The following is a 26,451-nucleotide window of genomic DNA, read 5'->3' as shown; positions in this document are numbered from 1 at the left end:
ACCTTTTTCATGGGCGACAAAACCAAAAGCAAGGCATTGACGCAAGTCGTTAACGGAGTTATGGCAATCTTATCCCGTGGTGATTTGGCCGGTCGGCTTGCAGCCACGTTAAATAAGTGGCTAAAAAGACCGGGTGCTTGTAACCGGTCTGCTTTTGCGGCCGGTTTTTTTGTTTGTAAGGTGATGACATGAGCAAGAAATGGCGCCCGGCAACCCAATTGGTCCATGGCGGCACACTGCGTTCTGCCTATGGCGAGACATCCGAGGCGATCTATCTCACACAGGGCTTCGTCTATGACAGCTCTGAAGCCGCAGAAGCCCGTTTCAAGGGCGAGACGGATGGCTTTATCTATGCCCGTTACGCAAGCCCGACCAATGACATGTTCGAAAAGCGCATGTGTATGCTGGAAGGCGCCGAAGATGCCCGCGCCACGGCCTCCGGCATGGCTGCCGTCAGCGCCGCCATTCTGTGCCAGCTGAAAGCGGGCGATCACATCGTTGCCGCGCGCGCGCTGTTTGGCTCCTGCCGCTGGGTGGTGGAAACGCTGGCGCCCAAATATGGCATTGGCTGCACGCTGGTAGACGGTCGCGATCTTGCCAACTGGGAAAAGGCGATCCAGCCCAACACCAAGCTGTTCTTCCTGGAAAGCCCGACCAATCCGACGCTGGAAGTGGTCGATATCGCAGGCGTTGCCAAGCTTGCCAATCAGATCGGCGCGAAACTGGTTGTAGACAACGTGTTTGCGACCCCGCTTTTCCAGAAGCCGCTGGAACTGGGCGCGCATATCGTCGTCTATTCCGCGACCAAGCATATCGATGGTCAGGGACGCTGCCTTGGCGGCGTGGTTCTTTCCGACAAGAAGTGGATCGAGGAAGAGCTTCAGGACTACTTCCGCCATACTGGCCCGGCTCTTTCGCCCTTCAACGCCTGGACACTGTTGAAAGGCATGGAAACCCTGCCGCTTCGCGTGCGCCAGCAGACCGCCAATGCCGGCAAGATCGCCGATTTTCTGGCAGAGCAGACCAAGGTGGCCAAGGTCATCTATCCCGGCCGGGCCGATCACCCGCAGGCCGACATCATTGCCCGGCAGATGACGGGTGGATCGACCCTCGTCTGCTTTGAGCTCAAAGGTGGCAAGGAAGCGGCATTCAAGCTGCAGAACGCCCTGGAGGTCATCAAGATTTCCAACAATCTCGGCGATGCCAAGAGCCTCATCACCCATCCGGGCACGACGACGCACAAGAACCTGACGGATGAAGCCCGCGCCGAATTGGGCATTTCCGGCGGCACATTGCGCCTTTCCTGCGGCATCGAAGACACCGACGATCTGCTGGAGGATTTCGCAGCAGCACTCGCCAAGGTCTCGGCCTGATCGACATCAACGGTCCGGCCTGGTGCCGGGCCGCCTACCCGCCCCTATATGCGCGACCGCAATCGCCGCCTCGAAAAATTTCCGTACGCCCCGCAATAAGCATTATGGAAAGCAGGGCACGGATGTTATGGCACTGTCATCATCCAGGCGTGACACCCTCCTCTGGCCGCAGCCAAAATTTACCATCGCCGGTAAAGTAAATACAATATGAAATCCGGGTTTCTTGACCTAAGCCCATGCCTGTAGTGTAGAATAATAAAACAACAACGACGTAGGGCCCTGTGAATGTATCGTGCACTGACAAGAGATATCGAGGTCACGGTCGACCCCTATTATCTTGAAGAGCAGTCCGACCCGGATGACAATCGCTACGTCTGGGGCTACACGGTCGTGATTTCAAACAATTCGGACAGGGCTGTTACGCTCGTTAATCGCTACTGGCATATTACCGATGAAAACGGCCAGGTCGACGAAGTTTCCGGCCCAGGCGTGGTGGGCGAACAGCCCTATCTGGAGCCGGGCGACACCTATGAATATTCCTCCGGCTGCCCGCTCGATACCCCGTCCGGACTGATGTTCGGACATTATGAGATGAAGGCCGACAATGGCGAAGTCTTCAGCGTTGCCATTCCCGCATTCTCGCTGGACAGCCCGGGTTTGACACGCATTTTGAATTGATAACCGGATTCTGAAACCTCCGGTTATGTATTTTGCGCGTTTCGTTATTTGTCCCGCTGGACCCGATACGGCACCTTGATCGCGTCACAACCTTTCTGGGAGGAAAATGGATGACGCGAGCCATAGGCTTGGGAACCTGCACGCTATTGGCGCTGCTGGTTTCCGCTTCCGCACAGGCACAAAACCGCAGCAGTTTCATCGATAGTGGAAACAGGCCCGATCTGACATCGGCAACTGTCTCGGCTGCCTTGAGCTGCACAATGCTGCAAAGCCGCACTTTCGATGACGTCACGACTTTGACGGCACGTTATGTTGAGGCCGGCAAAGGCCTGCCCGGCTTCTGCCACGTCACGGGTTATATACGCCCGCAGATCCGGTTCGAGCTGGCACTGCCGGACCAGTGGAACAGGCGCGTCTATATGTTCGGCAATGGCGGTTATGCCGGTGAAGATCTGGCGGCGCCATCACGTCTCGAAACACGCGACGCTGCCCTTTCCCGGGGCTTCCTCACCGTGCAGCAGAATACGGGCCATGACGCAAAGACCTATGATCTCGGCGACTTCGCTTCGGATCTGGCGCTGCTGGTCGATTATGGGTCGCGTGCGGTTCACGTTACCGTCCAGACCGCAAAGACCGTCGCTGCAACCTATTACGACCGGCACCCGACCTTTTCCTATTGGGATGGTTGCTCGACCGGCGGGCGACAGGGCTTGATGGCAGCGCAGCGATATCCCGGCGATTTCGATGGCATTCTGGCAGGCGCACCGGTTTTGCGGTTCAGCGATACCGGCCTGTGGAACATCTGGAACGCGCAGGCGCTGCTGAAGGCGCCCATTCGCAAGGCCCAGCTTCCGGCGCTTGCCAAGGCTGTGATGGACAGGTGCGATGCCGTTGATGGCGTGAAGGATGGCCTGATTTCCGACCCCAGACAATGCAATTTCGATCCGGCCAAGGATCTGAAAATCTGCGAAAAGGGCGGCGATGATTGCTTCAGCAAGGAGCAGGTCGAAACCCTCAAGACCCTTGCAAAGGGTGTCACCGTCAAAGGCAAGACGGTGTTCCCCGGCGTGGTGGCGGGCACGGAAGGGCTGGATGCGGCAGGCGCAAGCGGCTGGGACCAGTGGGTGATTTCGGAAAACGGCCCGAGCAGGCAGCTGGCCTATGGCGATACATTCGTGAAGAACATGGCCATGCTGCCCGCCTCCGGCAAGGCGATCGACTGGAAGTCATTCGATTTCGACACGCAATATGAGAAGGTCGTGGCCGTGCGTGAACTTGTCGATGCCGACAATCCCGACCTCAGCGCCTTCCAGAAGCGCGGCGGGCGAATGATCACCTATTTCGGATGGTCCGATCCGGCGCTTAATCCGCTGATGGGTCTGGATTACTACGAGTCCGTGCGCAAGACGATGGGGGCGGAGAAAACCGGCGAATTCTACCGCCTGTTCATGGTGCCGGGCATGTTCCATTGCCGGATGGGTTATGGCACCGACACCTTCGACGCCTTCACGCCGCTGATGGACTGGGTTGAAAACGGCAAGGCGCCTGATGTCATCCATGCGGCCAAGATCGTGGACAGGAAGACCGTTATGACGCGTCCGCTTTGCCCGCACCCTCAGGCCGCCGTCTATTCCGGCACGGGCGACGTCAACGATGCCGCGAATTTCACCTGCAAGATACCCTGAAGCGACAAAAAAGGCGGGAGATAATCCCGCCTTTTCTCATCAATCAGCCGCGACCAGTTCGTCTACCGGGTAGCGGTAGGTGGTCGAGCAGAACTCGCAGGTGACGGAAATGACGCCGTCTTCCTGGCTGTCCTTGATCTCCTCGGCGGAAAATCCTGACAGAACACCCTTGATCTTTTCCCGCGAGCAATTGCAGCGGTCGACAATGGATTGCGGTTCGTAGACGCGTACGCCCTGCTCGTGAAACAGGCGGAACAGAAGCTTTTCTGCTGGCACCTGCGGATCGGTCAGTTCGTCCATATCGACGGTATCGATCAGGGTTACGGCTTCGGTCCACGCGTCGTCCTGCGAATACTCGGCCGCGCCCTCATCACCATCGCCACCGTGCAGATCGCGCTGGCGCAGGCGTTCCGGTGCCTGCGGCAGGAACTGCGCGATGATGCCGCCGGCGCGCCAGTTGTGACGTGGCTTGCCATCGGCATCGCGATCATAAAGCTCGGCAACGCCAAGCCGGACACGGGTCGGCAACTGTTCCGACTGGCGGAAATAGACGCCAGCAATGTCTTCCAGCGAAGAACCATCCAGCGGAACGATGCCCTGATATGGCTGCATTCCCACGCCCTGATCGATGGTAAAGGCCAGAATTCCATTGCCGAGCAATTCTTCCGGCGAGGTTTCTCCCGCAGCGATGGCCTGCTCCAACCGCTCCTCATCGAAGCGGGCATAGGCGCGCATGTTTTCCGGCGCCGTGAAATCCGCAACCAGCAGATCCACCGGGCCATCGCCCTTCGTCTGCAATGTCAGCTTGCCGGAAAACTTGAGCGACGTGCCGATCAATGCTGTCAGGACAACAGCCTCGGCCAGAAGGCAGGCGACAACGGGCGGATATTCGTGCCGTTCCAGAATGGCGTTCAAAAGCGGCCCGACCTGCACGGCGCGACCGCGCACGTCCAGCCCTTCGACCTGAAAGGGAACGACCTTGTCATCACCGGCAAATTGGAGCTCGTCCAGCTGTACTGTTGCGTCTGCCATTTCCTTACTCCTTGACGCCCTGCCCGCGCTGCCGCGCGGATGATCGAGGCCTGCAAAGGCACCGACCGGAAGGCATAATGTTCGTGTTGCACTGATAGCCCGTGAAAGACGAAAACGGAACCACTCCGCCACCTTAACTTTCGCTCAAAGGGCGGATCGTCCGAAAACAGCCTTGCGCTTGCCGACCCGCATTCTTCCGGAAGCGGACAGCTATGCGGCCATTGATGCGGCGAACAATTGATGAAAAGCCGCCGCTTGTAACAAGCGGCGGTGTTGAACTCGGCTAGAAATAGGAAGCCACGGCTGAAATTCAAGCGACAGGCGTGGCAGCAGGCCGTGCCGGATCAGATGACGCCCATGCACCATGCAATGATGGACTTTTGCGCATGAAGACGGTTTTCCGCTTCATCGAAGACCACCGACTGCGGCCCGTCGATGACCTCGTCCGTCACCTCTTCACCGCGGTGGGCGGGAAGGCAGTGCATGAACAAGGCATCCTTGTTGGCCTTGCCCATCAGGCCAGCATTGACCTGATAGGGCTGGAAGATGTTGTGGCCGCGCGCCTTGTGCTCCTGGTTCATGGAAACCCATGTATCCGTCACAACGCAATCGGCACCCGTTACAGCGCGTTCCGCATCGTGGCAGAGCATGATATCGCCGCCATTGTTCCGCGCCCAGTTGAGAAAGCGGTCGTGCGGTTCCGAACCCATGGGCACCGCCATGTTCATGCGGTAACCGAAACGCGCGGCACCTTCCACCAGCGAGTGCAGAACGTTGTTGCCATCCCCTGTCCAGGCAATCGTCTTGCCCTTGACCGGGCCGCGATGCTCTTCGAAGGTCAGAATATCGGCCATGATCTGGCAGGGATGGGTATCATCCGTCAGGCCGTTGATGACGGGAACGGTTGCGTGCTCCGCAAGCTCCAGCAGACGGGAATGGTCCGTGGTCCGGATCATGATGGCATCGACATAACGCGACAGAACCTTGGCGGTATCGCCAATGGTTTCGGCGCGGCCAAGCTGCATTTCGGTGCCGGAAAGAAACAGCGTTTCGCCGCCCAGCTGGCGCATTCCCACATCGAAGGAGACGCGGGTACGGGTGGAGGGCTTTTCGAAGATCATCGCCAGCATCTTGCCAGCCAATGGCTTCTCGGCAGTGCCGTTCTTCGTTGCAACCTTGCGCGCCCGCGCGTCGTCCATGATGACTCTCAGGTCTTCCGAACCGACGGCCGAAAGGTCGAGAAAATGTTTTGCTGATGCCATTTTATGCTGTCCCATCAATGCAGGCTGCGCCTTTGCGCGCCTGGACATGTGCGTTCAGGCGCTTTTCGCCAGTTTCGTCGTGAGTGCCTCTGCAGCCTTCTCGATACGTGCGAGGCCCTCGCGCGCTTCCTGCGCGGTGACCACCAGCGGCGGAAGCAGGCGGATGACGTTATCGCCAGCGGGAACCGCCAGAAGATGTTCCGCACGGATGGCATGAAGCAGATCGGCAGACGGCACCTTGGCCTTGATGCCGAGCAGTAGTCCCTCGCCACGAATTTCCTCGATGACATCGGGGAAACGATCCTTGAGGGAGGCCAGTCCCTGACGGAAAACCAGGGCGACATCGCGCACGTGATCGATGAAACCATCGGCCAGCACGATATCCAGCACGGCATTGCCGCACGCCATGGCAAGCGGGTTGCCGCCATAGGTCGTGCCATGGACACCGGCCGTCATGCCGGACGCAGCTTCAGCCGTTGCCAGGCACGCGCCGAATGGGAAACCGCCGCCGATACCCTTGGCAACAGCCATGATATCGGGTGTCACGCCCGACCATTCATGGGCAAAGAACTTGCCCGTACGTCCGACGCCGGTCTGGACCTCATCGAAAACGAGAAGAAGGCCGTGCTCATCGCACAGCGCGCGCATGGCCCGCAGAAACTCGGGATCGACAACGCGTATGCCGCCTTCACCCTGAATGGGCTCGATCAGCAATGCAGCCGTTTCCGGCACGATCGCAGCCTTGAGAGCGTCGAGATCGCCGAATGGTACCTGGTCGAAACCTTCGACCTTGGGGCCGAAGCCTTCGATGTATTTTGGCTGGCCACCGGCAGCGATGGTTGCGAGCGTGCGACCGTGAAACGCGCCCTCAAAGGTGATGATGCGGAATTTCTCGGGATTGCCGTGAGTATAATGATAACGGCGTGCGGTCTTGATGGCGCATTCCAGCGCCTCGGCACCGGAATTGGTGAAGAAGACCTTATCCGCAAAAGTTGTATCCACGAGCCGTCTGGCCAGCACTTCCTGCCCTGCGACTTCATAGAGATTGGACAGGTGCCAGACCTTTTCCGCCTGGGCCTTCAAAGCCTCAACCATATGCGGGTGGCTGTGGCCGACCGAGGTGACAGCCACGCCCGCGCCGAAATCCAGATATCGCTCGCCACTCTCTGTGACGAGCCAAACGCCCTCTCCTCGCTCAAACCGCAACGGGGCTCTGGAAAACGTATCGAACAATGGCGCGGTGTCGGCCATGGCTGTATCACTCCTTGCGCAAACGCGCTGTCAATAGGGCTTACCGGTTATCCCGTGCCTGAAAATCAAAAACGCCGCCTCGCGGCGGCTTGGGGCATTTCTGTACGTCGAGCGCACTATTGTCACTTCACCTGTGGATGTCAACAAAAGTCCGCGTTAGCAGGCATTCTCAAGCCATGGTAGAGGGTTTTTACCGAGCTACAAAGTGTTGCTTTTCTGACTCACGCGGAAAGCAAGTTGGGGAAAACCGGAAAATCGATTCCAGATGATTCTCCCGACTCTTGTCACGGAGTCTGCCTACGATTAGGTTAACTCTCAATTACTAGACTGCAAGCGGCGGACCTAGTCACCTACAATCTGGCGGATACTCTGCGCGTGGTTTGCTCCACGGCATCGGGGAAAGATTCTGCCTGCGCTACGAGCGGAGAAGCTGTATGAACTGGACTGATGAACGAGTGGAAAAACTCAAAAGACTGTGGTCCGAAGGGTTGAGCGCCAGTCAGATCGCAGCCCAGCTCGGCGGCGTCAGCCGCAATGCCGTCATCGGCAAGGTTCACCGCCTCAACCTGCCAGGTCGCGCAAAGGCTGGCGGCACGGTTGCAACCGCACGTCCTGCGGCCAAGCGCCCTGCTGCAACGACAACCGCGCCACGCGCAACCAATTTTCAGGCGCGCCCGGCCGCTGCCCGCCCTGCCGCCCGCACCGCAGGCGCCACCGCGCTGAAGGAAGATCAGTCTCTCGATACGGCTCAGGTTCTGGAATATGTGCCCGTTACCAACACATCGCTGCCAACCTCGCTGCGCCTGACGCTGACCGAGTTGACAGAGCGCACCTGCAAGTGGCCGGTTGGCGATCCGCTGAAGGACGACTTCCACTTCTGTGGCTGTGAAGCTTCCGAGTCCTCGCCTTACTGCAAGTTCCACGCGAAGATGGCTTACCAGCCCGTCAGCGAACGCCGCAGGGCCTGAGCGAAATCTCAAAAGATAGCAAAAGCGGGTCCATTCGGCCCGCTTTTTTGTTCGTGGAGAAAGACGGTACGGTGGCGGAGGCTGACCGTCTCAAATGGGCTGCTTCCCACCGAAAGGTGCTGTGCTGCTCAAGGCTCGCGAGAAATCACCATGCCCTCATGGCAAACAGGAGCCGTCATCGAGAGGCGGCGCGTTGGGGTACTACAGGATGGTTTCTTGTCCGGCCAGGCCAGCGCCATGAACGTAGCGTTGCCGCCATAACAGACGCGCATCAGCCGGTTTGCGGCTTACCTGCGGTATGACAAAAGAGCGCAATGGGAACGAACGAAAGTGCTGCTCGTATCGACCGGGCAGCCGCCGGAGGAAAGGGAGGCTGGCCCCGAAGTAACGCCACCGGCGCATTTGCCGGCAGGCTGAAGCGGGACCGGGTGGCCCGCTTTATGTTTGACGAGAACGTCTGTAGCCGGATTAGCCCTGGCGGGCCTTGCGGTTGGCATAACGGCGATCGCGTTCTGCCTTGCGCGCCGCTTCGTCTTCGATGACACGCGCGATGCGGTTCTTGTCGGCCAGCTTGCGGGCATCTTCTTCGGCGCTGGCGGCGGCATCGAGTTCTGCCTGCTTTTGAGCGGCTTCTGCTTCGATGCGGATTTTCTCGTCGCGCTTTTGCTGCTCGCGTTCAGCCTGGCGGGCCCTACGGGCTTCGGCAACGGCAATCTGCTCGGCCTGCTTGGCTTCGAGCATCGGCGCTGCGGCTTCCTTGGCTGCCTTGTAGGCCTGCAAAAGTGCGGCCTTGGCGTCAGCAGCAGCGCCGCGACGGTCGGCAACTTCGTTGGTTCTGGCGTTTCTTGTGTTTCTCAAATCTCTATTCCAGTTGAAGGGTCATTCCGATCTCGCGATCAGGACTTTTTACCGCGTTTTGTGGGCGCTGGCGGTGGGTTCAGGCTATCCTGCAATTCCTTGGCAAGACGCGCTTCGCGCAAGCGTTGGGTCTTTTCATCACGCGCCTGCGCAATCGAGTTCAGTTCGTCCACGGCGTGACCGCGAGCGAAGAACTGCGTCTGCGTGGCGCCGAATGCCTTCTCAGCCTGCTGGCGAGATTTGCTGTGTGTTTCGGACATGGATTTTCCTTCCTGTCGCTTCGGCTGAGATCGGGATCGATTTCAAAAAAATGCCGATGCGGAGTGGATTGGGTGGCCGGAGGCGGATTTCGCAAATGAAAAACGCTCTGGCGCATGTGCCGAGCTGCGGCACAAAAAAAGGCCAGGCAACGTGCCTGACCTCGGTTGGTCTCATACTTTCGACAGTGCCAGTACATCCGTGGTCAAAGGAAAGCAGATTCCGTATTTAAGCAGCCTGGAGATTGCAAGCCGACATTTTGCCCGACTTGTTGTCGCGCTCAAGGTCGTAGCTCAGCTTCTGGCCTTCAACGATTTCGCGCATACCTGCACGCTCTACAGCGGAGATGTGTACGAATGCGTCCGTGCCGCCGTTGTCTGGCTGAATGAAGCCGAAGCCCTTGGTGGAGTTAAACCATTTTACTGTGCCTGTGGTCATAATGAACCCTTTCAAAGCATAAGTGATAGATCACAGAACTGACGCCCTGTGTGCGAGTATAGCGATTTTTTTGAAGGAAAGGGTTAGTTCAAAACGCGGTGCTAATCGCGCGGCAACCAAAGCTCAGCAAGCAAAATATCGATGACCAATTGATAGAGGGTTATTCCCTGATAGTCAAACCTTAAATTACAGATAATTGAAATTCGCTTTTATCTTGCAACGTAAAGGCACGGTCAGAAGAATAATTACCCGTATCGCTATTTCAATTTCCGCAATGTCCCTGCCTGTTGTTTTTACTCAGAAAAATCGCTTGGAAAAGGAAATCCCGCCCTACCCTTTTTCGCACCCGAGGGCGAAGTTTGGAGCCGCCGCCAGAACCTGAGAATTTATCCTAGCGATGAACGCAAACGACGGTTCCCTCGGCGGCAGCTGTTCGATCCTGGCATAAAACAGGAAACGCGCGCCGTGTTCCAGCCAGAACATCCTGCGCGCGTTGTGCTTCAAAAGGGTGTCGAAAGGCCCGTCAGGCTTCCATGGAATAGCCCGCGCCGCGCACGGTGCGAATGACATCCTGCATATTGGAGAAGTTGAGCGCCTTTCTCAGACGGCCGACATGAACGTCCACGGTGCGTTCATCCACATAGATATCGTGACCCCATACGCCATCCAGAAGCTGCGAGCGCGAGAAGACGCGACCGGGGGAGACCATGAGGAACTCCAGCAGGCGAAACTCGGTTGGCCCCAGACGCACTTCGCGGGTCTTGCGGTGCACGCGGTGGGTTTCGCGGTCGAGTTCGATATCGCCGCATTTCAGGACGGAGGACAGAACTTCCGGGCGGGCACGGCGCAGCATGGCCTTGACGCGTGCCATCAGCTCTGGGGTCGAAAACGGCTTGACCACATAGTCGTCAGCGCCGGTCGCCAATCCCCGCACGCGCTCGCTCTCCTCGCCACGCGCCGTCAGCATGATGATCGGCAGGCGTTCGGTTTCCGGGCGCATTCTTAAGCGACGGCAAAGCTCGATGCCGGAAACGCCCGGCAACATCCAGTCCAGGATCAGAAGATCCGGGGTGCGTTCCTGCAAGCGGATTTCCGCCTCGTCGCCACGGGGAATGGTGTCGACGTCATAACCTTCGGATTCCAGATTGTAGCGGAGAAGAACGCTGAGCGCTTCTTCATCTTCGACAACTGCGATTTTCGGCACCATGGATTTGAACTCCGCCAGTCTGACCAGAGCGCAAGGCGTTCTTCGGGGCGCATTGCGGCCGCTCTGGCATGTTGATCGACACATCGGGCCGACCGAAGGTCATGTTCGACCTTCGGCGCCGATGCTGCAACTCACTCGGTTACTGCGCCAAGCGTGTTGGAACTATCGTCCTTCGGACGCTCGCCTTCCGGCTGGCTGCCGGTGGTCATGTAGTAGATGGTTTCGGCAATGTTGGTTGCGTGGTCGCCAACGCGCTCGATGTTCTTGGCGCAGAACAGGAGATGCGTGCAGGTCGTGATGTTGCGCGGATCTTCCATCATGTAGGTCAAGAGCTCGCGGAACAGCGAGGTGTACATGGCATCGATCTCTTCATCGCGCTCGCGGATGGCCTGGGCCTTTTCCGCCGAACGGGTGGAGTAGACGTCAAGCACTTCCTTGAGCTGCACCAGCGCCAGTTCCGACAGGTGCTCCAGACCGCGGGCCAGCTTGCGCGGAACGCCGGTACCGGCAACCGCGATGACGCGCTTGGCGGTGTTCTTGCCAAGGTCGCCCACGCGCTCCAGATCGGCAGCGATACGCAGCGAGCCGATGATTTCACGAAGGTCGGCAGCCATGGGCTGACGCTTGGCGATGGTGACGATGGCCTTGTCGCCAATCTCACGCTCGGCATGATCGAGGATCGTGTCGTCGGATATGACCTTCTGGGCAAGTGCTGCGTCGGAATTGACGAGCGCGCGCACCGCATCGGCGCACATCTGTTCCGCCAGACCGCCCATTTCGGCGATGCGGCGGGTGAGGAACTTCAGCTCCTCGTCATAGGCGGACATGATATGGGAATGTGTCGGCATGTACGAAATCTCCAGTTTCGATGCGCTGGCCCGCAAGCCCGGACGGGCTCAAGCGGTGCCACGCGAATGGTTTCAACCTGCGGCAGATCAGCCGAAGCGGCCCATGATGTAGTCCTGCGTGCGCTGGTCATCCGGGTTGGTGAACATCTTGTCGGTGTCGTTTTCTTCGACCAGATGGCCCAGATGGAACATGGCGGTGCGCTGCGAGACGCGGGCTGCCTGCTGCATGGAGTGGGTGACGATGACGATGGTGTAGTTTGCGCGCAGCTCGTGGATGAGTTCTTCCACCTTTGCCGTCGCAATCGGGTCCAGCGCCGAGCATGGCTCGTCCATCAGGATGACTTCAGGAGACACAGCAATCGCGCGCGCAATGCACAGACGCTGCTGCTGGCCGCCGGACAGGCCGGTGCCTGATTCATGCAGGCGATCCTTGGCTTCGTTCCACAGACCGGCCTTCTGCAGGCTGGACTCGACGATCTGGTCCATATCCGCCTTGTTGCGGGCAAGACCATGGATGCGCGGGCCATAGGCGATGTTTTCATAGATCGTCTTGGGGAATGGGTTCGGCTTCTGGAACACCATGCCGACGCGGGCGCGCAGTTCCACCACGTCGATGGACTGATCGTAGATATCGTCTTCATCGAGCGTGATCTTGCCCGTGACACGGCAGCCGTCGATCGTATCGTTCATACGGTTGAGCGTGCGCAAAAAGGTGGATTTTCCGCACCCGGACGGGCCGATCAACGCGGTGACCGTGTTCTCGCGGACATTCAGGTTCACGTCGTAAAGAGCACGCTTCTCGCTGTAATAAACGGAAACGTCCTTACCAATCATCTTGTATGTTACATCATTCATTTTCTTGTCCAGCGCCTTCTCAACTGCTGCTTCCGACAACATATTCATAATTAAAGCTCCCGGTGTTTGTTTTATCGCATTTCCGGACGAAAAACCGGTCGGCACGTTGTGATGGCCTACCAGCGACGCTCGAAGCGGCGACGCAACAGGATTGCACCCACATTCATGACGATGAGGAACATAAGCAGGATGATGATGGCGCCTGACGTTCTCTCGACAAAGGCACGTTCCGCTTCGTTCGCCCACATGTAGATCTGCACCGGCAGGGCCGTGGACGGATCCATCGGCGTTGTCGGATAATTCGCGACGAAGGCGACCATGCCGATGAGCAGCAGCGGTGCGGTTTCGCCAAGGGCATGTGCCAGGCCGATGATGGTGCCGGTAAGAATGCCGGGCATGGCCAGCGGCAGCACATGGTGGAAAATGGTCTGCATCTTGGATGCGCCAAGGCCCAGAGCCGCAGCGCGGATGGATGGCGGCACCGCCTTCAGCGCCGCGCGGGTGGCGATGATGATGGTCGGCAGGGTCATCAGCGTCAGCACGAAGCCACCGACCAGCGAAGCCGAGCGCGGGAAGCCCATGAAGTTGATGAAGACCGACAGGCCAAGCAGACCGTAAACGATGGACGGTACGGCAGCCAGATTGTTGATGTTGACTTCGATGAGGTCCGTCAGGCGGTTCTTCGGTGCAAACTCTTCCAGATAGATGGAGGCGGCAACACCGATGGGCAGCGAAAGGACCAGAACGATCATCATCATATAGAAGGAGCCAATGAGGGCCACGCCGACACCTGCGGCTTCCGGACGGCTGGATGCGCCGTTGAAAAAGATGCCGGTGTTGAACTCCTTGGCCAGCTGGCCGGCGTCGGTCAGTTGCTTGACCCATGCGAGCTGCTGATCGGAGATGCGACGGTTCTGTTCGTTGACGGAAACATCGACCTGACCCTTGACGACGCTGTCGAGATCGCCCGACGCCAGAAGGGCAACGGTGCGGGTGGTTCCAACGATGCTGGGATCGGCCACGACCAGATCGCGCAACTGTCCGCGAATGCTGTCGGAGATCAAAGAATTGACAGCCTTCAGGGCATCACGATCATCCAGGGAAACGCCGAGCGCCTTTGCCACTGCATTGCGGGCAACCACGGGATAGTTCGCGGTCATCAGCTTGCCAGGGTTCTGGGCACGGACATTGTCCGGGTCGATGATCTGCTGCGAGAACTCGACCGGCACGGTGATCATGGTCTGCTGGAATGCCGTATAGCCCTTGCCGACGACCGACCAGAGAAGCAGGAACAGGAACAGCAGGCCGAAGGAAATGGCGGCAAGGCCGTAGGTGCGGAAGCGGCGCTCGGCTGCGTATCGGCGCTTGATGCCGATATCGCGACGGACCTTCTTCGTTGCGGCTGGGGCGGCAAAGCCCTGGGTAACGACCTCGGTCATTCGTACTGCTCCCGGTATTTGCGCACGATATAGAGCGCGTAGATATTGAGGCAAAGAGTAATGGCAAAGAGTGTGATGCCGAGCGCAAAGGCAACGAGCGTCTGCGGCGAGGTAAACTCAAGGTCGCCCGTCAGCTGGCTGACGATCTTGACCGTTACGGTCGTCATCGGCTCGAACGGATCGAGCTGAAGGCGGGCGGCAACGCCTGCGGCCAGAACCACGATCATGGTTTCGCCGATGGCGCGCGACGCGGTCATCAGGATCGCGCCGACGATGCCGGGCAGAGCGGCAGGCAGAATGACCCGCTTGACCGTTTCCGAACGGGTGGCACCGAGACCGAGCGAACCATCGCGAAGCGCACGCGGCACCGCGGTGATGATATCATCCGAAAGCGACGACACGTAGGGGATCAGCATGATGCCCATGACGAAGCCAGCGGTGATGACGCTCTGCGCCTGGATGAAGTTGGTGTAATCACCGGTGGCAAGACCGTTGATCTGCGATGAGATGTCGCGAAGGAATGGGCCAACCGTGGTCAAGGCAAAGAAGCCGTAGACAATGGTGGGAATGCCCGCCAGCACTTCGAGAAGCGGCTTGGCAACCGAACGGAAGCGCGGCGAGGCATATTCCGCCATGTAGATGGCCGAGAACAGACCGACGGGAACGGCAACGAGCATCGCGACGAAGCCGATATAGAGCGTGCCCGCAAGCAACGGCACGAGGCCGAACTGCCCTGCACTCTCGGTCGCGCCGGCGGCGGCAAAGCGCGGGTCCCAGACGGTTCCAAAGAAGAACTGGTAGGCCGGAACCATGTTGAAGAACTGGATCGCTTCCGTCAGCATCGACAGAACAATGCCGATGGTGGTGAGAATGGCGATGGAGGATGCCAGCAGCAAAGCCGCCAGAATGACCTTTTCGACATTGTTACGGGCACGGAAGCGGGGAGCGATACCACGCAGGGCATAAAGCGCACCGCCAACGGCTGCGCCCAGCACCACCAGCACCATGCCGATGCGGCTGGCCGCCGTCATGGTATTGAGCGTTTCAGCCGCCTCGACCATGAAGGGCTCCGGATCGCCGGCAATGGCGACACCCTTGGACCCCAAAAGCGGACGCAGCGTTGCAGGATCGGCCTTGGCCTGGGCGAACTCTTCTGGTGTCAGCCTTTCAAGACCGCGGGCAATCGAGCCGACCATGCCGTAGCTGAGGCTCTGCTGAGCCTCGGACTGGGACCTGATGTCTTCTGGAAATGCACCGCGCACAGCCGAGGTGATGACCATGGGGCTGACGATGAGCCAAACTGCTAAAATAAATGCGGACGGAATAATGGCCCAGATAAGAACATAGGAGCCATGATAACCGGCCCGGGAATGCATGGACGACGGACGACCGCCAGCCAGAGCGACAGCACGGCGAGAGCCAAGCACATAGCTGGCTATGCCGATCAGCGCCAATATCAGCAAAAGAATGGATGTGTTCATGGAGACTTTCCTCGGCGCACCGGAAAATGGATGCGGGATCAGGCAGCTTTAATATTTGCACATCGGATCATCGCAAACAGCCTTGAGCCCGTTTCCGGGAAGCGGTTTGCGAAAGGTGCCATGTTGCGTTTCTCGGCTCAGGCATTCCGGGTTGATACATCGTATTTATCGGCCGCTTGGTCATACGATAAATAGGAACTGTCAACCCACACAGCGCCTTGCCAACAGAAAGATGGACGGAAGGCGCGGCGATGAAGCCGCGCCTTCCAGACAGATTACATGATCTTGCCAGCTTCGAACTGAGCGCGGATTTCCTTGCGCTCGGCTTCCGGTGCAGCAACCAGGCCGTAGTTGGCCAGCGGAGAGTCAGGTCCGATCATCTCGTCAGAGGTGAAGAACTCAACATATTCCTTGAGGCCAGGGATAACGCCGACATGTGCCTTCTTGACGTAGAAGAACAGTGGGCGCGAAACAGGGTACTTGCCGCTTGCAACGGTTTCCGTTGTTGGCACGACGTCGCTGACGGTTGCAACCTTCAGCTTGTCCTTGTTGTTTTCGTAGAATGCCAGGCCGAAGACGCCGAGACCTGTCTTGTTCGCATCGATACGGGCGAGCGTTTCGGTGTAGTCGCCGTCGATGTCGACTGCCATGCCGTCCTTGCGGACTGCGATGCACTTGGCAGCTGCCTGCTTGGCATCTGGAACCAGAGCCTTGATTGCGTCGGTTGCTTTCGCTTCCTTGCAGCCGTCAGCCATGATCTTCTCTTCGAAGACTTCGCGTGTGCCGTGCTTGGAACCTGGGATGTAAGCAGCAATCGCTACATCAGGCAGTTCCTTGTTGATTTCGGACCACTTCTTGTAAGGGTTGGCAACGAGCTTTCCGTCCTTGACGATTTCAGCTGCGAGACCGAGGTAGAGATCCTTTGGCTCGAGCTTGACGTCCTTGTTGGACTTGTCCATCGCGAAAACGATGCCGTCGTAACCGATCTTGACTTCCTGAACGTCGGTAACGCCAGCTGCCTTGCAGGCTGCGAGTTCGTCAGCCTTGATCTTGCGCGAAGCGTTTGCAATGTCGATGGTGCCTTCACCAACGCCAGAGCAGAATGCCTTCAGACCGCCGCCCGTGCCGCCGGACTCAACGACCGGAGCCTTGAAGTCAGGGAAGGTTTCAGCGAAAGTTTCAGCAACGATCTTTGCGTAAGGCAGAACGGTGGAGGAACCAGCAACCTGGATCTGGTCGCGAGCAGCGGCGGCGCCTGCGAAGGCAACGGAAGCCACCAGGGCTGCTGCGGACAATTTTACGATATTCATGTGACTCTCCCGTATGGGGCCCTGTAATGGGCTTTTGTGAACGCTGCCGGCAGTAGCTTTTTACCCGCTGGCCCAATCTGGGCTGCCCCGGCGGCCTCTTCTTAACCAGTCTTGCCACACCCTTTTATGTCACTTCGATGAAGTATTTGTGACAGCCTAAGTTTCTGAATAGAAACGGTTTTTTATTTCACAAAATCACGTGATACGGGTTTTATGTCAAAAACGCACGGTAAAGTCCGTACCCACCTCAAGTTCCGAGCGGATTATGAGGCGCGCGCGGTGGCGCGTGAGAATATGCTTGACGATGGCAAGGCCCAGACCCGTGCCTTTTTTGGAGCGACTATCGGCCACGCTGACGCGATAAAACCGCTCGGTCAGACGGGGAACATGCTCTGCCGGAATGCCAGGCCCCTTGTCGACCACGCCGACCTCTACAGGTTTACCGGCTTCGGCCCGCAGGAACACATCGACGACCTTGCCATCCTGACCATATTTGCAGGCATTTTCGACAAGGTTCTGGAAGACCTGCACCAGTTCGTCACGGTCTCCCGTCACCTCCACCTTGCCATCGGGAACATGGAGGTTAATCTCGATACCAAGTTCTTCGGCCAGCGGCAGAAGGCTGTCGCGCACATGGCCCAGAAGCGGGACCAGATCGACTTTCTGGTCGGGTGCAATATTGGCGCGCAGTTCCAGCCGCGACAGTGACATCAGGTCGTCCACCAGACGGCTCATGCGCGTGGCCTGATCCAGCATGATGCCGAGAAAGCGTTCACGCGCCTTGGGATCATCCCGGGCGGGTCCCTGCATGGTTTCGATAAAGCCGCGAAGAGACGCAAGCGGCGTACGCAGTTCGTGGCTTGCATTGGCGACAAAATCGCTGCGCATACGGTCTATGCGGCGAAGCTCCGAAATATCGCGGAAGGACAGAATATAGAGCGGTGGTCCGGCCTGCTCCTGCGCCGCGGCAAGCGCTATGCTGACGACAAAGACGCGTTCGGAAGGCAGACGTTCTGAATGTTCCACCTGGTTGGGCTGACCGGTGGCGATCGTTTCCCTGATGACATCCAGCAGACCCGGCGAGCGCAGGCGCCCGGAAATATGCGAGCCGACAGGAAGAGTGCCGAACGCCCGTTCCGCCGCGCTGTTTTCGAAAAGAACGCTGGCATTGCGATCCAGAATGAAGACCGGCGTATCGAGAACAGCGAGACCTGAGCGAACACCCGAAATATGACTTTCGCTGACAGCCTGCTCCTCATCGATCTCCTGCACGACAGCGCGTTTTGGCGCCTTTGCCACCGAGCCCGGGCCGATGGCGAGAATGGCCAGCACGGCCCCGGCCCACAGCGCCAGCGGAACATAGGGTGCGCGCAGCTCCGTCATCGCCACGATTGCCAAAAGGGTAACGACCAGAATAGGCAACCAGCTACGGCGCAGCCCGCCCCAATACCGCCCAACCGTGCTGCCGCTTTCCGAGACCGCCATTGCCATCTGCTTTCCTCTGACGCCGAAAATCAGCGTATCGACCCTTTTACCGCTCTTTCATGACAGAGATTCATCACTATGTCTTTTCCACAGCCAGTTCTTTCACGGTTGCGAAACAGGATTGCAGATATTTCTGGGTCGTCCGCCTCGCAAGCGAGGGGATTTTCATGCCGGTTACAACGGCAGCACAATGGGAGCCACGATGAGCGAAAACAGCAAAGACCGTTCAGTCGAACTGCAGATCGACGGAAAGACGCACATATTCAACATCGATGACCCCGTTCTGCCCGACTGGGTCGAGGCGAAGAAACTTTCGGCCGGTGGTTTTCCCTACGACAAGAAGATGAAACGCGAGGAATACGAAAAGACGCTGGAAGCGTTGCAGATCGAGCTGGTGAAGGTCCAGTATTGGCTGCAGGCCACAGGCAAGCGCATCATGGCGGTTTTCGAGGGACGCGACGCGGCAGGAAAGGGCGGCGCGATTTCCGTCGTGAAGGAGTATCTCAATCCGCGTTATGCGCGCATCGTGGCGCTGACCAAGCCGACGGAAACCGAGCGCGGCCAGTGGTATTTCCAGCGTTACATCTCTCATTTCCCGACAGCAGGCGAATTCGTGATGTTCGACCGTTCCTGGTACAACCGCGCTGGCGTTGAGCCGGTCATGGGGTTCTGCACGCCGGAAGAACACAAGCGGTTTCTGAAAGAAACGCCGCGGCTGGAAAAGATGGTGGTGCATGAAGGCACGCATCTGTTCAAGTTCTGGCTGGATACGGGCCGCGAAACCCAGATAGACCGGTTTCATGACCGCCGCCACAGCCCTCTCAAGGCGTGGAAGCTTTCCGACATGGACATTGCCGCATTGACCAAGTGGGACGATTACACGGCGATGCGCGATCTTATGCTGGAGAAAACCCACATAGAAGATGCGCCTTGGACCGTGATCCGCGCCAACGACAAGCGCCGCGCACGGATCAATCTCATCAAGCACATCCTGAAATCGCTGGATTACGAAGGCAAGGACAAGAAGGCGATTGGCGACATCGATGACAAGATCATCGGCTCCGGCCCCGATTTCCTGAACTAGACGTCCCCGAAAATAGCCGCCTGCTCTTAAATGAAGGTCACAGGAACTCGCTCCCTGTGGCCCTCACCGCTCCGATCGTCCATTATTCTCCCGGCAGGATGCGCGCCGAATATAGATTGACGGGTCGTCCATTGCCATCGATATCGCTGTTGATGATGATGCGTCCGGGCGCATTCGGCGCTATCGTCCGGTCAAATGTGACATTGATGAGCATATCCGCACGCTCTGGCGTTGCCGTGAAGCGATGGCGGGCGCAATTTCCAAGGCTGCCGAAATCGCAGCTTATCGAAAGCTGCGTCTGCCGGTCGCTGGACGATTGCAGGGTCACCGAAATCGTCGATGACTTTCCGGCCATTTCCCGCAGCACTTCTGTGGGAACGGTAATGCTCACATTGCCATCGCTTTCCGCGACGCGGGATGTCAGGCGGACAGCTTTTCCTGCCGGTGTGGAGATTGGCTCAACAGCCGAAAGTGAGCCGGTTTGAAGGCCTGCATTGCCCTGCTCGGCATTGAAGACCTCCTCCCAGGCTTCGGAAAACCCTCTTCCCGCTTCCAGGCTTGGCTGGGGTGCCGTTTCCGCGCCGGTAAAATCTTCCGATTGAACCTGCGGCGGCGGGTTTGGCACGCTGGTGTCCCTTTCCGCAGAACTGAGTAAAAGGCCGGAGCTATAGACCCACCACGCGCAGAAGCCCAGGAAGGCAAAGAGCGTGAAATAGATGAAGAGGCGGGCCACAAGTCCCTTCTTGCGGCGCGCCTTGGCTGCACGTTCCGGCTTGAAGGCAAGCGATGCCGCATCTGCCGCGACCGGGGCGGAGCGCGCATCGGGCGCCATCACGCCGCGCTCAGCGCGAAAGTCGCCCATGTCGTCGATTGACGTATCCGGTTCGCGCGGTTGTCCGCGCACCTCAGCCTCTACCGGCAGAACATCCTCGTCATTTTCCACCTGCCGCGTCGGCGCTGAGACCGATGGCCGGACAGGCGGCGGTGGTGGAGCGGCTGCTCTGGCTGCTTCGCGCCGGACATGATCCTCCACCACGCTCAACAACCGGTTTCGCTCTTCGCCCTCAATGGCATGAATAAGCGTTTCAAGACGCTGGCGCTGCTGCGCAACAACCTCTGGATCTTCTATGCCCTGCTTGCGCAGTCCCGCTTCCAGCGCCTGGCGGGAAGACTGATAGATCCTGGCCCTCACCTCGGCACTCGATCTGTCCGATTTTTCGAGGGCATTTCTGATTGCCGTTTCCAGTCCGCTCACTATCGGTCCTTTTCTTGCCATCCGAAAGGCTTTTGCGGCATTGCGCCATATGTTTACGATTCGGTAACGTCTCGCTTGCCCAACCGCAAGAGAAGTATTTGGCAAACGTCAGAATGTCGTGGGAAAACATGCCCGGAACGCACGGCCATAGGCGTATTTGGACGAGCGGGCTTGTTTCGGGCCTCCCCTTTCGTGCGAGATGCATCGGCCATAGCGCACTTGGCACCAACACAAAACCAGCCGCTTTTTTCGCTTTTCAAGGGCGCTTGGCTTCGCTACATCTTACGTGCGCGTAAACGTCATTCATGGGAGGAAACATGCTGCCGTCCGTCCTCAAGGATAATCTTCGACTGCCGGTGATTGCCTCGCCGCTTTTCATCATTTCCCATCCGGAATTGACGCTGGCGCAGTGCAAGGCGGGGGTCGTCGGCGCGTTTCCGGCGCTCAATGCCCGCCCCGAAAGCCAGCTGGACGAATGGCTTTCCATGATGACGGAAGATCTTGCCGCCTATAATGCAGCCAACCCCGAAAAACCGGCGGCTCCCTTTGCCGTCAACCAGATCGTCCACACATCCAACAAGCGGCTGGAGCATGATCTGGGCCTTTGCGTGAAATACAAGGTGCCTGTTGTCATCTCCTCGCTCGGCGCCGTGCCGGAGGTCAATGCCGCCATCCACTCCTATGGCGGAATAGTGCTGCATGATGTCATCAACAACCGCCACGCCAATTCAGCCATCCGCAAGGGTGCCGATGGGCTGATTGCCGTGGCGACCGGTGCTGGTGGCCACGCGGGCACGCTGTCGCCCTTCGCGCTGGTGCAGGAAATACGCGAATGGTTTGACGGCCCCCTGCTTCTGGCAGGCGCCATCGCCAATGGCGGCGCAATTCTTGCGGCACAGGCCATGGGCGCAGATATGGCCTATATCGGCTCTCCCTTCATCGCCACGACGGAAGCGCGGGCCAGCGAAGCCTATAAGCAGGCCATCGTTGAGGCCAATGCCAATGACATCATCTATTCCAACTATTTCACCGGCATTCACGGCAACTACATGAAATCCTCCATTATCGCCGCCGGTATGGACCCCGACAATCTACCCGTGGCCGACCCATCGAAGATGGATTTTGGAGCCGCAACCAGCGGCGCGAAGGCATGGAAAGATATCTGGGGCGCAGGTCAGGGCGTGGGCGCCGTCAAGGCCATCGAACCCGTCTCGGCCCTGGTCGATCGTCTTGCCGCAGAATACGACGCAGCCAAGGCGCGGCTCTGTGCTTGACCTCATCTGACAGGCAGTATCGACCACGGATTTTTTATTGAAGACTATTTCAAGACTTGAAATCCTTGCCCATTGCCTGTATCAGCCCGCCATACGCCGCGCCGAGACATATTCGGCGCTTCGCAGGCCGCTTTAGCTCAGTTGGTAGAGCACGTCATTCGTAATGACGGGGTCACGTGTTCGAGTCACGTAAGCGGCACCATTTCCTTTAAAAGATTATGATTGTACCTGCGCGACGCCGCGAAGCTGTTGTACGTTGATCATTGCTGCGGCTGCACCGTTGTCCTCGGGATCAGCGTCCCGTCCTGGCTTTGTGGTGAGAGTTGCCTGTCGCCGTTGAGGAAGGCTATGCTGAGCACGATGCCAACCAGCACGCACAGCAGCGCTACGAAAATCAGGCCTGATCTGTCTATGGGCTTCTTCTTCATGGTTCGCTAACATAAGCGTGAATGTGAAGATGATGGGGCGCGGGACACATTTCTTTAAAGTTGGATATATTTGGTTACAAATGCATGAAGGCGGGACCCAGCCCGCCTTCGCATATTAACCTTTTGCCTTGTGAAAGGCGTGTCAGATAATGCCGCCGCTGCCGCCTTTGGTTTCCGGTCGTTCGCCCGCGACCTTGGCACGGTAGCCGCTGGCGCGGTAGGTGGCGATGGGATCGATTGCGCCACCGGAAAGTCTGCGGGCTTCAGCGAGAATGGCCTCGACATCGGTGCGATAGGCGCGCTTCAGCGTGTCGGATGCCATCAGCGCGTCATTGTCCTGCTGGAAACCATCCAGAGCCACTCGGTCCACCAGCAGCGCCTGCGCATAGGCGCGGCGGATTTCGTTGGCGCTGGAGATCAGGCTTTCAATCGGGTCCGTCACATTGTGCGACTGGTCGATCATGTGGGCCGGGTGGAAGCCTTCGACGCCGCGATGGTCTGCATCGACAAGCTCGTTAAAGACAAGGAACAGGCGGTAGGGATCGATGGAGCCCGCATCCAGATCATCATCACCATATTTGCTGTCATTGAAATGGAAGCCGCCGAGCTTGCCGAACTGGATGAGGCGGGCAACGATCATTTCGATATTGGTGTTGGGCGCATGGTGGCCGAGATCCACAAGGCAGAAGGCCTTGTCGCCCAGCGTATTGGCGATGAGGTAGTTCGTGCCCCAATCCTGCACCACGGTCGAATAGAAGGCGGGCTCATACATCTTGTGTTCGGAAAAGATGCGCCAATCATCCGGCAGTGCCTTGTAGATATCGGCCATGGCGGAGAGATATCGCTCGAAGCTTTTGGTGAAATTGCTCTGGCCGGGGAAGTTGGAGCCATCGCCCACCCACACCGTCAGCGCCTTGGAGCCGAGGGCGTTGCCGATTTCGATACATTCGATGTTGTGCTCCACGGCCTGCGCACGGGTTGCAGCATCTGCGTGGCTGAGGGAACCGTATTTATAGGAATGCGGCTGGTCCGGCGCATCCGAAAACGTGTTGGAGTTCATCGCATCGAAGCCGAGACCCAGGGCATCGGCATGGGCTTTGAGCACCTTCGGGTCCTGTTTGTCCCAGGGAATGTGCAGGGAGACATTGGGGGTGGCCCTCGTCAGCTGGTTGATGACGGCGCAATCATCCAGCTTGTCAAAAATGCCGCGCGGCTCACCCTTTCCGGGAAAGCGGGCAAAGCGCGTGCCGCCGGTGCCTACGCCCCATGACGGGACGGCCACGAAGAATTCCGAGACCTTCTGCGTGATGGCGTCGATATCGATGTTGCGACGGGCAAGATGGGCGCCCAGCGCCTCGTAATCTGCCGCGTGAGCACTCTGGCGTTTCTCATTCTCGCGATCAACGATATCGGCCGCTATTTTCAGTTCGGTCATGCCCGCTCCTCCCTTTGCTTGCCCAAAAGTGAAACCAATTCCGCGCTCCCCACGTTATGTGGCTGAAAACAAACAGACGGGATATTCAATCGTGGACGTTATTCGCATTCTTCTTGCCATTTTCCTGCCGCCTGTCGGCGTGTTTCTTCAGGTTGGCCTTGGCCTGCATTTCTGGCTCAATCTTCTCTTGACGCTGTGCGGCTACATCCCCGGCATCATCCACGCCATCTGGGTTATCCTGCGCAAGTAAGCCCTCGTCTCACCCGCACTTAGCGGGTGAAACTTTGCGCATTACCGGCATCCACATTGATGATGTTGCCAGTTGATTTGGCCGAAGCATCGGATGTGAGGAAGTAGATTGCTTCCGCAATATCCTCCGGGAAAACATTGAGCTTCAGCATGGAGCGGTTGCGATAATGCTCCTCAAGATCGGTCACTTCGATCTTTGAGGATGCAGCCCTCTGCTCCCTCCACTCGCCATTCCAGATTTTCGAGCCGCGCAGAACGGCATCCGGATTGACCGTGTTGACGCGGATTCCCGCATCAGCGCCCTCAAGCGCCAGGCAACGCGCCAGATGAATTTCGGCAGCCTTTGCCGTGCAATAGGCAGAGGCGTTGGGCGATGAAGCAAGACCGTTCTTGGACGCGACGAAGACCACGTTACCTCCGAGCTTCTGACGACGGAACAGCCGGAAAGCTTCTCGCGAGACGAGGAAATAGCCGGTTGCGAGAATATCGATATTCTTGTTCCACATGGCCAGCGTGGTGTCTTCCACAGGCGCAGACGAGGCAATGCCGGCATTGGAGACGAGAATATCAACGCCGCCGAATTCAACGCTGGCTTCAACCAAGGCTGACAGCACCGCGTCTTCCTCGGTCACGTCGAGTTTGACGGTGCGCACGGCATCCGCGCTGAACCGCTTTTCAAAATCACCCTTGGTGGCTTCCAGAGCGCCTTCGTCAATATCCGCAAGCACCACGCAGGCGCCTTCATTTGCGAGACGCTCCGCCGTCGCACGCCCGATACCACCGGCACCGCCGGTGATGAAGGCGACGCGGCCAGCCAAGCTCTTCGGCTTTGGCATACGCTGGAGCTTTGCCTCTTCCAGAAGCCAGTATTCGATATCGAAGGCTTCCTGCTCCGGCAGGCCCTGATATTCCGAAACCGTCGAAGCGCCGCGCATGACGTTGATGGCGTTGACGTAAAACTCACCGGCAATACGGGCTGTCGCCTTATCCTTGGCAAAGGAGAGAAGGCCAACACCGGGGATGAGGAAAATCACCGGATTGGGATCTCTGATTTTTGGTGAATTATCGTGCTTGCACGCCTCGTAATATCTGACGTAATCAGCACGGTAATCGGCCAGCGCCTGATCAAGACCGCCAAGCAGCGCATCCACATCGGGGTTCGCCGTGTCGAGATCGAGGATCAACGGGCGGATTTTGGTGCGCAGGAAATGGTCGGGGCAGGATGTGCCGAGCGCGCCAAGCGGCTTCAAATCCTTCGAATTGACGAATTCGAGCACGGCGTCCTGATCATCGAAATGGCCGAGCTTGCGCTCATCACGACCGATACGGCCACGGATTTCCGGCATTAGGCGGGCAGCTATGTCCCGTCGTTCCTGCGGTGACAGGCTCTTGGCAACCGCGCCACCAAAGATGATCTTGCCCTCGGTTTCCCTGGCAAACCAGGTGATGGCCTTATTGATGATCTCAAGCGTCAGTTCGTAGCAAGCCTTGGCATCATTATCCCAGGTGAACAGGCCATGGCTTTCCAGCACCACGCCCTTTGCGGTGGGGTTGGCCTCGACGAAGGCTTCGAGGTCCAGACCGAGCTGGAAGCCGGGGCGGCGCCATGGCAGCCAGCCGATATCGGACCCGAAAATCTGTTGCGTCAGCTCTTTGGAGTTAACTGAAGCGGCAATGGCGATGATCGCATCCGGGTGCATGTGATCGACATGGGCAAACGGTACGAAACCGTGCAGGGGCGTATCGATGGAAGCGGCGCGCGGGTTGAGATTGAAGGTGCAATGGGGCAGGAAACCGACCATGCGGTCTTCGTCTTCCACACCCTTATAGATGCTTTTCAGGGCTTCCAGTTTGTCGAGATAAAGCGTGGCGAAGCCATCCAGCTTGATGGTGCCGACATCGCCGCCCGAACCCTTGACCCACATGACGCGGACCTTTTCGCCCGTCAGAGGATCCGTTTCCAGCACCTTGGCCGACGTGTTGCCACCGCCATAATTGGTGATGCGCTTGTCTGCACCCAAAAGATTGGAACGATAGAGCAGCTTGCCCGGCTCATCGAGTGTTGCCGCATAGGCATCATCCCAGCGGTTTTCGAGAAGACCCGTCTGGCCCATCGCAATATCCTCCCATGTCGTTTATCGCAGACCCTGAACACCGGCCCGCCTCCCAATGCAGGCAGGTATCGCGCATTCAAAACGACAATGTCAATCATAAACGATCATATATTTTCATGTTGCATCGCAGCATTGTTTATTTTGATTGAACTTGATTGACAACGCCGGATCTTTACGAATAACT

Annotated in this window: 24 protein-coding genes, 1 tRNA gene and 1 riboswitch; of the genes, 8 read left to right on the top strand and 17 right to left on the bottom strand. The window is 58.1% G+C overall.

All coding sequences use genetic code 11. The annotated features are described in order from the left end of the window. Nucleotides 1-66 precede the first annotated feature (66 nt). A riboswitch (SAM riboswitch) is annotated at nucleotides 67-145 on the top strand. A gap of 43 nt (nucleotides 146-188) precedes the next feature. The 3 genes from QRN85_RS07210 to QRN85_RS07200 all read left to right on the top strand — a co-directional run bounded on the left by QRN85_RS07210 (nucleotide 189) and on the right by QRN85_RS07200 (nucleotide 3,736). Beyond that, nucleotides 189-1,373 carry an O-succinylhomoserine sulfhydrylase gene (locus QRN85_RS07210; RefSeq protein WP_284757290.1) on the top strand — a complete coding sequence of 395 codons (1,185 nt, stop codon included), beginning with the start codon at nucleotides 189-191 and terminating at the stop codon, nucleotides 1,371-1,373. Between the two features lie 285 nt (nucleotides 1,374-1,658). After that, nucleotides 1,659-2,051, top strand: coding sequence for a Co2+/Mg2+ efflux facilitator ApaG/CorD (apaG, locus tag QRN85_RS07205; RefSeq protein WP_062586380.1), 393 nt, complete (start codon nucleotides 1,659-1,661; stop codon nucleotides 2,049-2,051). A 110-nt stretch (nucleotides 2,052-2,161) separates the two neighbouring features. Further along, nucleotides 2,162-3,736 carry a tannase/feruloyl esterase family alpha/beta hydrolase gene (locus QRN85_RS07200; RefSeq protein WP_284757289.1) on the top strand — a complete coding sequence of 525 codons (1,575 nt, stop codon included), beginning with the start codon at nucleotides 2,162-2,164 and terminating at the stop codon, nucleotides 3,734-3,736. Between the two features lie 39 nt (nucleotides 3,737-3,775). Here the strand turns inward: QRN85_RS07200 and QRN85_RS07195 are convergent, their stop codons facing one another. The 3 genes from QRN85_RS07195 to QRN85_RS07185 all read right to left on the bottom strand — a co-directional run bounded on the left by QRN85_RS07195 (nucleotide 3,776) and on the right by QRN85_RS07185 (nucleotide 7,281). After that, nucleotides 3,776-4,768, bottom strand: a complete 993-nt coding sequence (locus tag QRN85_RS07195) for an Hsp33 family molecular chaperone (RefSeq protein WP_113092864.1) — start codon at nucleotides 4,766-4,768, stop codon at nucleotides 3,776-3,778. A 344-nt stretch (nucleotides 4,769-5,112) separates the two neighbouring features. Continuing rightward, the gene (argF, locus tag QRN85_RS07190; RefSeq protein ID WP_062587175.1) at nucleotides 5,113-6,030 is read right to left on the bottom strand and encodes an ornithine carbamoyltransferase; all 918 of its coding nucleotides are present in this window, start codon (nucleotides 6,028-6,030) and stop codon (nucleotides 5,113-5,115) included. Nucleotides 6,031-6,084: 54 nt separating this feature from the next. Continuing rightward, nucleotides 6,085-7,281 (bottom strand): aspartate aminotransferase family protein, encoded by a 1,197-nt coding sequence (locus tag QRN85_RS07185; protein WP_284757288.1) that lies wholly within the window; start codon nucleotides 7,279-7,281, stop codon nucleotides 6,085-6,087. 434 nt (nucleotides 7,282-7,715) lie between these two features. Between QRN85_RS07185 and QRN85_RS07180 the strand changes: the two genes are divergently transcribed. Further along, a complete protein-coding gene (locus QRN85_RS07180; protein ID WP_284757287.1) occupies nucleotides 7,716-8,249 on the top strand; it encodes a GcrA family cell cycle regulator in 534 nt (177 codons plus the stop codon). Between the two features lie 468 nt (nucleotides 8,250-8,717). Here the strand turns inward: QRN85_RS07180 and QRN85_RS07175 are convergent, their stop codons facing one another. From QRN85_RS07175 to phoR, 10 genes are all read right to left on the bottom strand, one after another. Next, nucleotides 8,718-9,107 carry a DUF6481 family protein gene (locus tag QRN85_RS07175; RefSeq protein WP_113092863.1) on the bottom strand — a complete coding sequence of 130 codons (390 nt, stop codon included), beginning with the start codon at nucleotides 9,105-9,107 and terminating at the stop codon, nucleotides 8,718-8,720. Nucleotides 9,108-9,145: 38 nt separating this feature from the next. Continuing rightward, on the bottom strand, nucleotides 9,146-9,367 hold the full coding sequence (locus QRN85_RS07170; RefSeq protein ID WP_062586370.1) for a hypothetical protein: 222 nt from the start codon (nucleotides 9,365-9,367) through the stop codon (nucleotides 9,146-9,148). Between the two features lie 226 nt (nucleotides 9,368-9,593). Continuing rightward, nucleotides 9,594-9,803 (bottom strand): cold-shock protein, encoded by a 210-nt coding sequence (locus QRN85_RS07165; protein ID WP_045229895.1) that lies wholly within the window; start codon nucleotides 9,801-9,803, stop codon nucleotides 9,594-9,596. 523 nt (nucleotides 9,804-10,326) lie between these two features. Further along, nucleotides 10,327-11,010, bottom strand: a complete 684-nt coding sequence (gene phoB, locus QRN85_RS07160; protein ID WP_045229896.1) for a phosphate regulon transcriptional regulator PhoB — start codon at nucleotides 11,008-11,010, stop codon at nucleotides 10,327-10,329. A 131-nt stretch (nucleotides 11,011-11,141) separates the two neighbouring features. Next, a complete protein-coding gene (gene phoU, locus QRN85_RS07155; RefSeq protein WP_062586367.1) occupies nucleotides 11,142-11,858 on the bottom strand; it encodes a phosphate signaling complex protein PhoU in 717 nt (238 codons plus the stop codon). Nucleotides 11,859-11,945: 87 nt separating this feature from the next. Next, nucleotides 11,946-12,761 (bottom strand): phosphate ABC transporter ATP-binding protein PstB, encoded by an 816-nt coding sequence (gene pstB, locus QRN85_RS07150; RefSeq protein ID WP_112962073.1) that lies wholly within the window; start codon nucleotides 12,759-12,761, stop codon nucleotides 11,946-11,948. 68 nt (nucleotides 12,762-12,829) lie between these two features. Then, nucleotides 12,830-14,152: a phosphate ABC transporter permease PstA gene (gene pstA, locus QRN85_RS07145; protein WP_062586363.1), complete on the bottom strand. Its 1,323-nt coding sequence runs from the start codon at nucleotides 14,150-14,152 to the stop codon at nucleotides 12,830-12,832. Further along, a complete protein-coding gene (gene pstC / locus QRN85_RS07140; RefSeq protein WP_112962072.1) occupies nucleotides 14,149-15,633 on the bottom strand; it encodes a phosphate ABC transporter permease subunit PstC in 1,485 nt (494 codons plus the stop codon). The genes pstA and pstC overlap by 4 nt, the downstream gene beginning before the upstream one ends. Before the next feature lie 275 nt (nucleotides 15,634-15,908). Further along, nucleotides 15,909-16,943 carry a substrate-binding domain-containing protein gene (locus tag QRN85_RS07135; RefSeq protein WP_112962071.1) on the bottom strand — a complete coding sequence of 345 codons (1,035 nt, stop codon included), beginning with the start codon at nucleotides 16,941-16,943 and terminating at the stop codon, nucleotides 15,909-15,911. 216 nt (nucleotides 16,944-17,159) lie between these two features. Continuing rightward, nucleotides 17,160-18,365 carry a phosphate regulon sensor histidine kinase PhoR gene (gene phoR, locus QRN85_RS07130; RefSeq protein ID WP_502870772.1) on the bottom strand — a complete coding sequence of 402 codons (1,206 nt, stop codon included), beginning with the start codon at nucleotides 18,363-18,365 and terminating at the stop codon, nucleotides 17,160-17,162. 265 nt (nucleotides 18,366-18,630) lie between these two features. Here phoR and ppk2 point away from each other — a divergent pair, with 265 nt between their 5' ends. After that, nucleotides 18,631-19,512 (top strand): polyphosphate kinase 2, encoded by an 882-nt coding sequence (ppk2, locus tag QRN85_RS07125; protein ID WP_284757286.1) that lies wholly within the window; start codon nucleotides 18,631-18,633, stop codon nucleotides 19,510-19,512. An 82-nt stretch (nucleotides 19,513-19,594) separates the two neighbouring features. Here the strand turns inward: ppk2 and QRN85_RS07120 are convergent, their stop codons facing one another. Then, nucleotides 19,595-20,767 (bottom strand): hypothetical protein, encoded by a 1,173-nt coding sequence (locus QRN85_RS07120; RefSeq protein WP_284757285.1) that lies wholly within the window; start codon nucleotides 20,765-20,767, stop codon nucleotides 19,595-19,597. A gap of 317 nt (nucleotides 20,768-21,084) precedes the next feature. Between QRN85_RS07120 and QRN85_RS07115 the strand changes: the two genes are divergently transcribed. Further along, entirely contained in the window at nucleotides 21,085-22,041 is a 957-nt protein-coding gene (locus QRN85_RS07115) for an NAD(P)H-dependent flavin oxidoreductase (protein WP_284757284.1), read from the top strand. 126 nt (nucleotides 22,042-22,167) lie between these two features. Further along, nucleotides 22,168-22,243: transfer RNA gene (locus QRN85_RS07110), tRNA-Thr, on the top strand. Between the two features lie 58 nt (nucleotides 22,244-22,301). On the opposite strand, the gene QRN85_RS07105 is transcribed toward QRN85_RS07110, so the two are convergent. Next, nucleotides 22,302-22,469, bottom strand: a complete 168-nt coding sequence (locus tag QRN85_RS07105; RefSeq protein WP_202905914.1) for a hypothetical protein — start codon at nucleotides 22,467-22,469, stop codon at nucleotides 22,302-22,304. A gap of 142 nt (nucleotides 22,470-22,611) precedes the next feature. After that, nucleotides 22,612-23,904, bottom strand: a complete 1,293-nt coding sequence (rhaI, locus tag QRN85_RS07100) for an L-rhamnose catabolism isomerase (RefSeq protein ID WP_284757283.1) — start codon at nucleotides 23,902-23,904, stop codon at nucleotides 22,612-22,614. Nucleotides 23,905-23,995: 91 nt separating this feature from the next. Between rhaI and QRN85_RS07095 the strand changes: the two genes are divergently transcribed. Further along, nucleotides 23,996-24,154 carry a YqaE/Pmp3 family membrane protein gene (locus tag QRN85_RS07095; RefSeq protein WP_082469676.1) on the top strand — a complete coding sequence of 53 codons (159 nt, stop codon included), beginning with the start codon at nucleotides 23,996-23,998 and terminating at the stop codon, nucleotides 24,152-24,154. Between the two features lie 19 nt (nucleotides 24,155-24,173). Here QRN85_RS07095 and QRN85_RS07090 read toward each other — a convergent pair whose 3' ends face one another. Next, nucleotides 24,174-26,267 (bottom strand): bifunctional rhamnulose-1-phosphate aldolase/short-chain dehydrogenase, encoded by a 2,094-nt coding sequence (locus QRN85_RS07090; RefSeq protein ID WP_284757282.1) that lies wholly within the window; start codon nucleotides 26,265-26,267, stop codon nucleotides 24,174-24,176. Nucleotides 26,268-26,451: the final 184 nt, after the last annotated feature.

This window comes from Agrobacterium sp. fls2-241-TYG-188a, assembly GCF_030209845.1.
Note: the sequence above shows the minus strand (reverse complement) of the source record. Positions and strands in the feature narration are given on the sequence as shown.